General features: G+C 65.3%; 11 protein-coding genes. 4 read left to right on the forward strand and 7 right to left on the reverse strand.

Going from position 1 to position 12,484, the window contains the following annotated elements; genetic code table 11:
* Positions 1–80: 80 nt before the first annotated feature.
* From QXZ94_RS22465 to QXZ94_RS22475, 3 genes are all read left to right on the forward strand, one after another.
* A complete protein-coding gene (locus QXZ94_RS22465; RefSeq protein WP_315722265.1) occupies positions 81–1,769 on the forward strand; it encodes a long-chain fatty acid--CoA ligase in 1,689 nt (562 codons plus the stop codon).
* 129 nt (positions 1,770–1,898) lie between these two features.
* The gene (locus tag QXZ94_RS22470) at positions 1,899–2,384 is read left to right on the forward strand and encodes a peroxiredoxin (RefSeq protein ID WP_172184011.1); all 486 of its coding nucleotides are present in this window, start codon (positions 1,899–1,901) and stop codon (positions 2,382–2,384) included.
* A gap of 333 nt (positions 2,385–2,717) precedes the next feature.
* On the forward strand, positions 2,718–3,809 hold the full coding sequence (locus tag QXZ94_RS22475) for an NAD(P)/FAD-dependent oxidoreductase (protein WP_409998804.1): 1,092 nt from the start codon (positions 2,718–2,720) through the stop codon (positions 3,807–3,809).
* 13 nt (positions 3,810–3,822) lie between these two features.
* Here QXZ94_RS22475 and rnhA read toward each other — a convergent pair whose 3' ends face one another.
* The 3 genes from rnhA to ispH form a co-directional block, all read right to left on the reverse strand.
* Positions 3,823–4,287, reverse strand: a complete 465-nt coding sequence (gene rnhA / locus QXZ94_RS22480; protein WP_315722267.1) for a ribonuclease HI — start codon at positions 4,285–4,287, stop codon at positions 3,823–3,825.
* Positions 4,284–5,258, reverse strand: a complete 975-nt coding sequence (locus QXZ94_RS22485; RefSeq protein WP_315722268.1) for a homoserine kinase — start codon at positions 5,256–5,258, stop codon at positions 4,284–4,286. The genes rnhA and QXZ94_RS22485 overlap by 4 nt, the downstream gene beginning before the upstream one ends.
* A 148-nt stretch (positions 5,259–5,406) precedes the next feature.
* Positions 5,407–6,375 carry a 4-hydroxy-3-methylbut-2-enyl diphosphate reductase gene (gene ispH, locus QXZ94_RS22490; RefSeq protein WP_172110147.1) on the reverse strand — a complete coding sequence of 323 codons (969 nt, stop codon included), beginning with the start codon at positions 6,373–6,375 and terminating at the stop codon, positions 5,407–5,409.
* A 282-nt stretch (positions 6,376–6,657) separates the two neighbouring features.
* Between ispH and QXZ94_RS22495 the strand changes: the two genes are divergently transcribed.
* On the forward strand, positions 6,658–7,353 hold the full coding sequence (locus tag QXZ94_RS22495) for a DUF1013 domain-containing protein (protein WP_315722269.1): 696 nt from the start codon (positions 6,658–6,660) through the stop codon (positions 7,351–7,353).
* Positions 7,354–7,646: 293 nt separating this feature from the next.
* Here the strand turns inward: QXZ94_RS22495 and QXZ94_RS22500 are convergent, their stop codons facing one another.
* From QXZ94_RS22500 to QXZ94_RS22515, 4 genes are all read right to left on the reverse strand, one after another.
* Positions 7,647–8,378 (reverse strand): OmpW/AlkL family protein, encoded by a 732-nt coding sequence (locus tag QXZ94_RS22500; RefSeq protein ID WP_172110149.1) that lies wholly within the window; start codon positions 8,376–8,378, stop codon positions 7,647–7,649.
* A gap of 193 nt (positions 8,379–8,571) precedes the next feature.
* On the reverse strand, positions 8,572–8,844 hold the full coding sequence (locus QXZ94_RS22505; RefSeq protein ID WP_315722270.1) for a hypothetical protein: 273 nt from the start codon (positions 8,842–8,844) through the stop codon (positions 8,572–8,574).
* A 194-nt stretch (positions 8,845–9,038) separates the two neighbouring features.
* Positions 9,039–10,943 (reverse strand): propionyl-CoA synthetase, encoded by a 1,905-nt coding sequence (locus QXZ94_RS22510; RefSeq protein WP_315722271.1) that lies wholly within the window; start codon positions 10,941–10,943, stop codon positions 9,039–9,041.
* Positions 10,944–11,063: 120 nt separating this feature from the next.
* Positions 11,064–12,422 (reverse strand): tetratricopeptide repeat protein, encoded by a 1,359-nt coding sequence (locus QXZ94_RS22515; RefSeq protein ID WP_315722272.1) that lies wholly within the window; start codon positions 12,420–12,422, stop codon positions 11,064–11,066.
* Positions 12,423–12,484: the final 62 nt, after the last annotated feature.

A 12,484-nucleotide genomic window follows, 5' to 3' on the forward strand; every position in this document is an offset into this window, starting at 1 on the left:
GGCCGCCGAATGCCGCCCGGCTCTGACCGGAGCCGCAGACACGTCAAGCGACCATAAGAGACGATCAGAGAGGAAGGTTCATGGAGCGCATCTGGCTCAAGCACTACCCAGCCGGCGTTCCCGCCGACATCGATCCCAGCAAATACCAATCGCTGGTGGATCTGCTGGAGGAAAGCTTCAAGACGTTCGCTGACCGCCGCGCCTTCATCTGCATGGACAAGGCGATCAGCTACCGCGAGCTCGACGACATGTCGATCGCGATGGGCGCCTACCTGCAGGGCCTGGGGCTCGCCAAGGGCGCGCGCGTCGCGTTGATGATGCCGAACGTGCTGCAATACCCGATCGCGATCTCGGCCGTGCTGCGCGCGGGCTACACCGTCGTCAACGTCAACCCGCTCTACACGCCGCGCGAGCTCGAGCACCAGCTCAAGGACTCCGGCGCCGAGGCGATCATCGTGCTGGAGAACTTCGCTCACACGGTGCAGCAGGTGGTGGGGCACACCAGCGTCAAGCACATCGTCATCGCCAGCATGGGCGACCTGCTCGGCTTCAAGGGCGTCATCGTCAATCTTGTCGTCCGGCGCCTGAAGAAGATGGTGCCGGCGTTCTCGCTGCCGGGCGCGGTGCCCTTCAACGAAGCGCTGGCCGCCGGCCGCAGCAAGCGCTTCCAGAAGCCTGCGATCGGCCCCGACGACGTCGCCTTCCTGCAATATACCGGCGGCACCACCGGCGTCTCCAAAGGCGCCACGCTGCTCCATCGCAACGTCGTCGCCAACGTGCTGCAGAACGACGCCTGGCTGCAGCCCGTCATGGACCGGCCGCCGCATGTGGATCAGCTGCTGATCGTCTGCGCGCTGCCGCTCTACCACATCTTCGCGCTGACCTGCTGCTTCCTGCTCGCGGTGCGCGCCGGCGGCGCCAATCTGCTGATCCCCAATCCGCGCGACATTCCCGGCTTCATCAAGGAGCTGATGAAGTACCAGGTCAACACCTTCCCGGCGGTCAACACGCTCTACAACGGCCTGCTGCACCACCCTGATTTCAAGAAGCTCGACTTCTCCAAGCTGAAGGTCTCCAACGGCGGCGGCATGGCCGTGCAGCGCCCTGTGGCCGAGCATTGGAAGCAGGTGACGGGCTGCAGCATCGCCGAGGGCTACGGCCTGTCGGAGACCGCGCCGGTGCTGACCTGCAACGTGCCGACCTCGACGGAATTCACCGGCACGATCGGCCTGCCGCTGCCGTCGACCTGGCTGTCGATCCGCGACGATGACGGCAACGAGGTGCCGCTGGGACAGCCCGGCGAGATCTGCGCCAAGGGCCCGCAAGTGATGGCGGGCTACTGGAATCGTCCCGACGAGACCGCCAAGGTGATGACGGCGGACGGCTTCTTCCGCACCGGCGACGTCGGCGTGATGGCCGCGGACGGCTCGGTCAAGATCGTGGACCGCAAGAAGGACATGATCCTGGTCTCCGGCTTCAACGTCTATCCGAACGAGGTCGAGGAGGTCATCGCCACCCATCCGGGCGTGCTGGAGACCGCCGTGATCGGCCTGCCGGACGAGAAGACCGGCGAGGTCGTCAAGGCGTTCATCGTCAGGAAGGATCCCAACCTCACGCCCGAGGACATCATCAAGCACTGCCACGAGCAGCTGACCAACTACAAGGTGCCGAAGCTGATCGAGTTCAGGACCGAGCTGCCGAAGACCAATGTCGGCAAGATCCTGCGCCGGCAGCTGCGCGACGAGAAGAAGTCAGCCGCAGCAGCTTGAGACCATTGTCGCGGCAATGCCGGGCGTGCGATGACGGACACGTGAACACGGCGGACCGTTGCCGTTTCTGGCCCGCCGAATAGTGTGGTGCGTCTCGCGCGCCACACATCCAGGGGAAGGAGTAATTCAATGACCATTCAGGTAGGCGACAAGCTGCCGGAGGCCCAGTTCCGCGTCATGACCGGCGAAGGCCCGCAGGTCAAAACCACCGACGACATCTTCAAGGGCAAGAAGGTGGCGCTGTTCGCGGTGCCCGGCGCCTACACCGGCACCTGCCACAAGATGCATCTGCCCAGCATCTTCCTCAACGCCTATGCCATGAAGGACAAGGGCGTGGACACCATCGCGATCGTCTCGGTCAACGATGCCTTCGTCATGAACGCCTGGAAGCGCGACACCGACCAGCGCGACGAAGCCGTGTTCCTGGCCGACGGCAATGCCGAATTCACCAAGGCCATCGGCATGGAGCTCGACGCCTCCGGCGCCGGCCTCGGCATCCGCTCCAAGCGCTACTCGATGCTGGTCGAGGACGGCAAGGTGACGAAGCTCAACCTCGAAGCCGCCCCCGGCAAGGTCGAGGTCTCCGGCGGCGACACGCTGCTCGGGCAGCTGTGATCCTGCTTTCCTGACCTGATCCGAAAGCCCGCGGCGCCCCCGCGGGCTTTTTTTCTCTGCTTGGATCGAGCCGGCGTCTACCACGGAGAAGAGCACGGCAGCCGTCGCGGCGCCAATCTTCGATGAACAAAAGCCGCTCGGACGCGTTGTAGGCCCCGGTTCTTGGAACAATGGGAGGCCAGCATCTTCAGCGAGCAGACCGAGCAACTGGCGCAGGAAGATGTCCGCAGCGCGCGCCCGCCATGGGCGGCTGCACCTTCGTTTCCGATGGCCGCCGTCGTTTCAAACTTTCGCTGCGACGTCCTGATCATTGGCGCTGGGATTACCGGCGCGATGATGGCCGAACGGCTGACCCGTCGAGGCCGGGACGTCGTCGTGATGGATCGCGAAAAGCCCTGCCGCGGCAGTACGGCGGCCAGCACGGCCATGCTGTTGTGGGAGATCGACCGTTCGTTGAGCGAGCTCTCGGTGATGATCGGCTTCGAACGCGCTGCGCGGTGCTATCAGGCCAGTCTGCGGGCGGTGAACGAATTGATGCACTTGGTCGGGGAGCGCAGGCTGCCTGGCGAGCTGCGGCCGAGACAATCGCTCTATCTTGCGCGAGAGGATGATTCCCGCTCGCTGCGGGAAGAACTGGAGCAACGCGTTCGGGCTGGCCTTCCCGGCACATTTCTCGATCACCGAACCCTGCTCGAGAATTTCGGGTTTGCCCGCGCCGGGGCGATCCTGTCTCCCGGCGCGGCCGAAGCCGATCCGGTCAAGCTCGCAAGCGGTCTGCTGTCCCTCGCGCTGTCGCAGGGCGCGCGGCTGGTCCATGGTGATGCGGTCGCCTTTGACAGCGGCAGGGCAAGTGCCACGGTCGGCCTCGACAGTGGACATGAGATCGAAGCCCGTCACATCGTCCTGGCGACAGGATATGCGATGCCCGCAATCATCCAGCCGACGATCCATCGCGTCGCGTCGAGCTGGGCCGTCGCCACCAAGCCGCAGCCACAAAATCTCTGGCGAGACGACGTGCTGATCTGGGAGAGCAGCGAGGACTATCACTATGGCCGGACCACGGCTGACGGGCGCATCATCTTCGGGGGAGAGGATGATGAGGAGCTCATCGAGCCCGAAGCGCGCGACCGCGCCATTCCGGACAAGTCGCGGCGGCTCGCCGCAGAACTCTCGGCGCTGTGGCCGCGCGCGATCGTCGATTTCGACTATCAGTGGTCCGGAACGTTTGATACGACCGATGATGGGCTGCCTCTGATCGGCCCTGTTCCGCGCGTTCCCAACATCTATGCAGCCTATGGATACGGCGGCAACGGGATCACCTTCAGCTATCTCGCCTCCGAGCTGATCGCTGCCTTGATCGAGGGCCGTAGTTCACCGCTCCTGGACGATTTTGCCATCGAGCGGAGTTCGCCCGGGCATCCGTGATTGCGCCGCAACGTCAACCGCGCACGTTCTTCTGCATCCGCGCCATCGCCACGCCGTCGCGCGCCAATTGATCGGCGCGTTCGTTCTCGGGGTGGCCGGCGTGGCCCTTCACCCAGTGCCAGTTGACCTTGTGCGGCTTCAGCGCGGCATCGAGGCGCTGCCACAGCTCGGCGTTCTTGACCGGCTTCTTGTCGGCGGTCTTCCAGCCGTTGCGCTTCCAGCCGTGGATCCAGCCGGTGATGCCCTGACGGACATATTGGCTGTCGGTGTAGAGCTCGACCTGGCACGACTTCTTCAGCGCCTCCAGCGCCGAGATCGCCGCCATCAGCTCCATGCGGTTGTTGGTGGTGTGCGGCTCGCCGCCCTTCAGCTCTTTTTCCTTGTCGCCGAAGCGAAGAATCGCGCCCCAGCCGCCCGGCCCCGGATTTCCCGAGCAGGCGCCATCGGTGTAGATGCTGACGACCGGGTGCTCACTCACGCGGCAGCTCCTCCAACGCCATAGTCGCGCACGCTGGTCACCGCTTGGTGGAAGCGCAGCTTGCGGACATATTCGAGCGGGTCCTTCGGCTTCACCAGCGCGCCTGCGGGCACGTTCAGCCAGTCGACCAGGCGCGTCAGCAGGAAACGGATGGCGGCGCCGCGCGCCAGCAGGGGCAGCGCCTCCAGCTCGGCGTCCGATAGCGGCCGCGCGCGGCCATAGGCATTGAAGAAGGCGCGCGCCTTGGTGACGTTGAGCGAATGATCGGCCTCGAAGCACCAGGCGTTGAGGCAGATCGCGACGTCATAGGCGAGGATGTCATTGCAGGAGAACGGGAAGTCGATCAGCCCGGACAGCTTGTCACCGAGGAAGAACACGTTGTCCGGAAACAGGTCGGCATGGATGACGCCTTCCGGCAGGTGGGTCGGCCAGGAGCGCTCGAGATGGCCGAGCTCGGTCGAGAGCAGCACCGACAGACCGGCCTGCACCGTGTCGGCGCGATCGGCCGCCTGGGCGAACAGCGACTTCCAGCCGGACACCGAGAGCGGGTTCTTGCGCACCAGCGGGAAATCACGGCCGGCCAGATGCATCCGCGCCAGCGCTTCGCCAACACCGGCGCAATGCGTAACGTTCGGCTTGCGCGGCCACATCCCTTCCAGGAAGTTGATGATCGCCGCCGGCCGGCCCGACAGACTCGAACAGACCGCGCCGTCGCGGTTGCGCGCCGGCTGCGGGCAGCTGACGCCGCGCTCGGCGAGATGCGCCATCAGGCCGAGGAAGTACGGCAAATCGTCCACCGCCACGCGCTTCTCGTAGAGCGTGAGGATGTAGGAGCCCTTGGTGGTGTGGAGCAGGAAGTTGGAGTTTTCGACGCCTTCGGCGATGCCCTTGTAGGAGAGCAGCTCGCCGATGTCATAGGTCTTGAGGAAGTCCGCAAGCTCGTCGGCGGCGACATCGGTGTAGACCGCCATGCGCTATCCCAGTGATCGAAGTTCGCCTGCCCCCGCCTCTCCGATGCGAACTTCGTCATCGAACAGGCCCGTTGCGCCCTTCATCGCGCATGCGGGCGCCGCGTTCAAGGCCAACGGGCCGTCGAGGGCGGAAAAGACGGCGCCCGATTTACTCGGCCGCAGCTTCCGGCCGCAGCGAGCGCGGCAGCGGGAAGAACTCGTTCTCCTCAGCGGCCGAAACGGTCTCGACGTGGAGCACGTAGCGCTCGGCGAAGGCGCCCATGATCTCCTCGACGATCACCTCGGGCGCCGAGGCGCCGGCGGTGATGCCAAGGCTCTTGATGCCCTCGAAGCGGGCCCAGTCGATGTCGGAGGCGCGCTGGGCCAGCACGGCGATCGGGCAGCCTTCGCGCTCGGCGACCTCGCGCAGGCGCTGCGAGTTCGACGAGTTCGGCGCGCCGACCACGATCAGCGCGTCGACCACCGGCGCCACCTTCTTAACCGCCAGCTGGCGGTTGGTGGTGGCGTAGCAGATGTCTTCCTTGTGCGGGCCCGAGATGTTCGGGAAGCGGCCCTTGAGCACCGCCACGATGTCGGCGGTGTCGTCGATCGACAGCGTGGTCTGGGTCACGAAGGCGAGGTTGTTCGGGTCCTTCGGCGTGAAGGTCGCCGCGTCCTCGGCGGTCTCGATCAGGGTCACGGCGCCCGCAGGCAGCTGACCGACAGTTCCGACCACCTCGGGATGGTGGGAATGGCCGATCAGCAGGATCTCGCGGCCACGCTTGAAGTGGATGGCGGCTTCGCGATGGACCTTGGTGACCAGCGGACAGGTCGCGTCCAGGGAGAAGAAATTGCGCGCCTGGGCCTCGGCCGGAACCGATTTCGGCACGCCATGGGCCGAGAACACCACCGGTGCGTTGGTACTGTCAGGAATTTCCGCCAGCTCCTCGACGAAAATCGCCCCCTTGGTCTTCAGGCTGTCGACGACGTATTTGTTGTGCACGATCTCGTGGCGGACATAGACCGGGGCGCCATAGATGGCGAGCGCCCGTTCCACCGTGTCGATGGCGCGGACCACGCCGGCGCAGAAGCCGCGGGGCGAGCAAAGCACGATTTTGAGGTCTGGTTTGGCTGCCATCGGGTGATCTGACATGGGCTGATCTATTGGCCTGATCTGTGCGGGCTTGTTGCGGCGACCGGAAAACCCCGGGCCGGCATGCGGGGACGGTCGAGACGTCACGGCTTGAGCTAGAGCTCGTTTGGGTAGGACTTGGGACTGCTTTCGAGCGCTGTCAAGGCCGTTCTGGTGAGGCCATTGCGCCCCGCCCCCGGGACGGCTTATATAGGGCCAATTCCCGTCATCGTCGATGACCGCAGGTTTCGCCTCCGAAGAGTGGGCGGAGCACAAAGGAGATTTGCCATGAGCAACGCCCCGCTGATGCCGAAGGCAACGGCCGTGTGGCTGGTCGACAATACCGCTCTGACCTTCGACCAGGTCGCCGATTTTACCAAGATGCACCCGCTGGAGGTGCGCGCCATCGCCGACGGCGACGCCGCCCAGGGGATCAAGGGCATGGACCCGATCTCGACCGGCCAGCTCACCCGCGAGGAGATCGAGAAGGCCGAGCGCGACCCGAATTACCGCCTGCGGCTGCAGGAGAGCAAGGTCGTGCTGCCGCCGCAGCCCAAGCGCAAGGGCCCGCGCTATACCCCGGTGTCGCGCCGCCACGAGCGCCCGAGCGCCATCCTGTGGCTGGTGCGGAACCATCCCGAGCTCAAGGACGCTTCGATCATGCGTCTGGTCGGCACCACCAAGAGCACCATCGCCAGCGTGCGCGACCGGACCCATTGGAACGCGCAGACGTTGACGCCGATGGACCCGGTCACGCTGGGCCTTTGCTCGCAGATCGAACTCGATTTCGAGGTGCAGCGCGCCGCCAAGGAGAAGCCGCTCGACGCCAATTACAGCGGCGCCACCCTGCTGCCGGCCTCCGAGACCACCCGCAAGGACGAGTACGAGCCTGCGGGGCGCGATGAGGACGACCTCAACGTCGACGCCGTGTTCGCCAAGCTCAAGACCATCGGCGGCAAGAAGCAGGACGAGGACGAGGAATAGGACGCGCGCGTCGTTTTCTCAGGTCAATTCGCGGCCGCCCGCTCCAACAACAGCGTCGTCCCGGCGAACGCCGGGACCCATAACCACCGGCTTGCGTGACGGCCCGAGCTGGCTGTGACCAGTGTTCCTGCCTCACTCCCGCTGCGGAGTATGGGTCCCGGCGTTCGCCGGGACGACGGCGGTGGGAAGGCGCGAGACTCGCGACAAGCGAAGCTTCGCGACAAACAAATCTCCCCAAAAAAATGGCGCCGGAAGTTCCGGCGCCATGGCAAGTCAGGGAGGAACGCAACAAATCAGAACTTGTAGGTGATGCCGGCGCCGACCAGCCACGGGTCGATGTTGGCGCGGCCGGTGACGGGAATCGCGCCGTTGACGGTCGCCGAGTAGTTCGGCTGCAGCCACAGCTTCTTGACGTCGACGTTGAAGCCCCAGTGCTTGTCGAGCATGTAGTCGAAGCCGAACTGGACCGCGGCGCCCCACTGGTTCGAGATGTGCAGGTTGGTGACGGCGAGGCCGTTGAACACCTGATTGGCCGCGCTCTGGTTGAAGAACACCGTGTAGTTCACGCCGGCGCCGACATACGGCTTGAACGCGCCGAAATCGGTGAAGTGATATTGCAGTGTGAGGGTCGGCGGCAGCAGCCAGGCCTTGCCGACATTGAGACCGTCCAGCGTGCCCGTCCCGCTGATCGAGTGACGCGTGACGCCGAGGATCAGCTCGGCGGCGATGTTCCTGGTGAAGAAGTAGCTGATGTCGAGCTCGGGCACGACCTGGTTGGAGATCTTCAGGCCCGAATTCGGCGACGACAGCGCCGGCACGCCGGTGACGTTGACGGTCGAGCCGCCGGCATCCGGCAGCACGCCCAGCGCGCGAACGCGGATCATCCAGGGATTCCAGGCTTCGACCACCGGCGCCTTCGTATAGACCGGCGCCGCCGGCAGGTCGGCTGCTTGCGCGGAGCTCATGGCTCCGCAGACCGCCGCCAGCACCAGCAGCGACGACGAGAGTTGGAATGTTCTATTCATCGAGGTCCCCATAGCCACACTTGAGCTACACTTCCGCTTGATCCGCGCAGCAAAGCCGCGCCTTGCGGTCACAGATGTGGCAGGGACGCCATCGGGTTGGATTTGATCTCAATCAATCGGCATTGTTGCAGCGCCGATGTCACGCAACTGTTGCAGTGAAGTCACGCGCCATGAGAGGCGCTTGCACTTGCGCTCAGGGGCGGTCGGGATGGTTCATCATGTATTCGCCGAGATCGCGCTGGCGGCGGTCGGCGCGCGCCTCGGCGCGCTGCCGCTGCACGTCGCGATCCTTGCGGCAGGCGACATATTCCGCCGATCCCGGCGCGACCTTTCCGCCGGCCTGGCAGACCGCATCGTCGTCGTCATTGCCGAGCGCCACTGCGGGACCCTGATTGCGCGAGGCGCAGGCCGTGAGTGAAAGCACGGCCATCAGCACCAGGGCCAAGCGGGCGGAGGTCTGTCGCATCGGGCGTTCCATTCTCGTCAATCGGCGGTCCGGCCGTTGCTTGACGACAATGCGCGCCGAGGTCAAGCCCCGGGGCGGGCGTCTCGAAGGGCGAGCCCCGTACCGGGCCTCTTGGTTCGAGACGCGCCTTCGGCGCTCCTCACCATGAGGGTCGAGAATGACCCGCGCCGCCAGGTGACCTGAGCAGCGTGACGCTACACCCGGCTCTTCAGCGCCTCGCCGATCTCCTCGAGCACCTTGGGATCCTCGATCGTCGCCGGCATGCTCCACTGCTCGCCGTCGGCGATCTTCTTGATCGTGCCGCGCAGGATCTTGCCGGAGCGCGTCTTCGGCAGCCGGCCGACGGTGATCGCGAGCTTGAACGCTGCGACCGGACCGAGCTTGTCACGCACCAGCGCAACGATCTCCTTCTCGATCACCGAGGGGCTGCGTGACACACCGGCCTTGAGCACCAGGAAACCACAGGGCACCTCGCCCTTGATCGCGTCCTTGATGCCGAGCACGGCGCATTCGGCGACATCGGGATGGGAGGCCAGGATCTCCTCCATGCCGCCGGTCGAGAGCCGGTGGCCGGCGACGTTGATGATGTCGTCGGTGCGACCCATCACGAAGACATAGCCGTCCTCGTCCTTGAAGCCGGCATCCGAGGTCTTGTAGTAGCCGGGGAACTCGCTGAGATAGGATTCCTTGAAGCGATCCTCCTGCTGCCACAGGGTCGGCAGGCAGCCCGGCGGCATCGGCAGCTTGATCACGATCGAGCCCATCGTATTCGGCGGAACGGGCTTCGCGGCTTCGTCGACGATGTCGACCTGATAGCCGGGCATCGGTACCGTCGGCGAGCCGTGCTTGACGGGCAAGAGGCCGAGGCCGACCGGATTGCCGGCGATGCACCAGCCGGTTTCGGTCTGCCACCAATGGTCGATCACCGGCACCTTGAGCTGCTGCTCGGCCCATTCCACCGTCGGCGGATCGGCGCGCTCGCCGGCCAGGAACAGCGTGCGGAACTGCGACAGATCGTATTTGCGCAGGAAGGCGGCCTCCGGGTCATCCTTGCGGATGGCGCGAAACGCGGTCGGCGCGGTGAACAGTGCGACAGCCTTGTGCTGGTTGATGACACGCCAGAACGCGCCGGCATCCGGCGTGCCGACCGGTTTGCCTTCGTACATGACCGAGGTCGCGCCATGGATCAGCGGGCCGTAGATGATGTAGCTATGACCGACCACCCAGCCGATGTCCGAGGCGCACCACCACACCTCGCCCGGCTTGATGCCGTACAGGTTCTCCATCGACCATTTCAGCGCGACCAGATGCCCGCCATTGTCGCGCACCACGCCCTTCGGCTTGCCGGTCGTGCCGGACGTGTAGAGGATGTAGAGCGGATCGGTCGCCAGCACCGGCACGCAAGAAGCGAGCTTGCCGTTGACGAGCGCGGATTTGCGGAGCGCCGCCCAGTCGTAGTCCCGGCCGGGCTTGAGCTCGCAGACATGCTCGGGCCGCTGCAGGATGATGCAGGCCTTGGGCCTGTTGTCGGCCAGCTCGATCGCCTGGTCGAGCAGCGGCTTGTACTGCACGATGCGGCCGGGCTCGATTCCGCAGCTCGCCGACAGCACGAGCTTCGGCGTCGCATCGTCGATGCGGGTTGCGAGCTCCTTGGCCGCGAAGCCGCCGAACACCACCGAATGCACGGCGCCGATGCGCGCGCAGGCGAGCATCGCGACCATCGCCTCGGGCACCATCGGCATGTAGAGGATGACGCGGTCGCCCTTGCCGACGCCGAAATCCTGCATGATGGCGGCGAGCGTCTGCACCTCCTTCAGCATCTCGGCGTAGGTGATCCTGGTGACGGAGTCCGTCAGCGGCGAATCATGAATCAGCGCCAACTGGTCACCGCGGCCGGCGGCGACGTGGCGGTCGAGCGCGTTGTAGCAGGTGTTGACGACGGCCCCGGCAAACCAGCGGCCATAGGCGCCCATCGAAGGATCGAAGATCTGCTTGGCCGGCTCGATCCAGTCGATCGCGCGGGCGGCCTCGGCCCAGAACCCTTCAGGGTCCCGCAGCGACCGGGCATGGACCTCGTGATAGCGGCTCGCAGCGCTCATGACGTCTCCCCAACTGTGTTTATTCCCGACTATTGTCACGGGACAAAGCGACAGTTCAAGCGGTCATGAATTGATCCAGATCAGGCGCAACCTGGGGTCACCGTCATTTTCCCGGCCAGATCAATGCGCTGCCTCGCGCAATGCGTCCAGACGGCGCTGCAGGGCTAGACGAAGGTCGTAGCCGGGCCTGCCGAAGCGGGCGTTGCGCTCGGCGATGAAGTCGCGTTGCGAGCTACGCAGCTCGGCGGCGGTACGGCCGCGCGAGGACTTCAGCAGCCGGGCGTAGCTTTCGGAAACGCCGAGATCCAGCACGGAAAGCTGGGGGTCCGCACAGATGACCTTCTCGACCTCGCGCACGGCGGTGGCGCAATCGAACGACGGGCCGCTGCGCTCCGACGGTGCGTTCAACGGACGCGGCGGCTCGGCGCCGAACTTCTTGATCTCGGCGATCATGATGCGACGGCCGTTGGCGGCGTTCTCGTTGCCGGGATCGAGGCGCAGCGCGGCTTCGTAGTCGGCCAGCGCCTTGGCCCGCTCGCCCATCTTCTTGAACAGCACCGCACGGTTGTTGTAGGTGAGCGCAAAGCCGGGATCGAGACGCAGGGCGGCGTCGTAGTCGTTGAGGGCCGAGCCGAGCTCGTTTTTGAACTGATAGGCATCGCCGCGGTTGGTCAGGAAGTTGGGGCGCGGCTGCAGCCTGATCGCCTGATCATAATCGGCGATCGCCTTGTCGTAGTCCTTCATGGCGGCGTAGGTGAGGCCGCGATTGTCATAATACTCCGGCACTTTCGGATCACGTCGTATGGCTTCGCTGTCATCGGCGAGCGCCTTGTCCATCTCGCCGAGCTTCTTGTAGGCCGCACCGCGATTGGTGAAGGTGCGCGGCCGGTCCGGATCGAGGCGGATGGCCTCGTCGTAGTCACGCACGGCTTTCTCGTTGTCGCCGCGCAGATAGAAGGCCACGCCGCGATCGGCATAGGCCTGCGCAAAATCCGGCTTCAGCCGGATGGCCTGATCATAGTCGGCCAGTGCGCGATCGAGCCGGCGCTGGCCGGTGTAGACGATGCCGCGCAGCTCATAGGCTTCCGCATCATTGGGATCGAGCGAGATCGCCATGCTCAGATCCGCCGCGGCCTTGCCGGCATCACCGCCGGCCTCGCGCATGAGATCCCCCCGCAGCCGATAGGCACGCGCATTCTTGCCGTCCAGCGCGATGGCGCGGTCGAGGTCCTTCAGAGCCTGGGTCAATCCACCGGAGGTGCGGGCATGCGCGTCGGCGCGCGCGACGAGCGCGATGGATTGATCCTTCGAGTTCGCAGCCTGCGCGATCGCGGCGGTGCAGACGCTGATCAGCTCGGATGGCGGCGCCTTGCTGCCCGAGGCGCAATCGGTGTCGGCGGCCGACGCCGGCATGGCTCCGAAGCTGAGGACAATTCCGGCTGCGAGACGGAGCGCGCGGTAAGATGAGCGGGGGGACATCGAATGAACGAGAGCGTGCATCGGCGTGGGCTCGGCCTTGTCTGCGATCGGAGCGGGTTGAG

It is taken from the genome of Bradyrhizobium sp. SZCCHNS2022, assembly GCF_032377575.1.
Classification (GTDB): Bacteria; Pseudomonadota; Alphaproteobacteria; order Rhizobiales; family Xanthobacteraceae; genus Bradyrhizobium; species Bradyrhizobium aeschynomenes.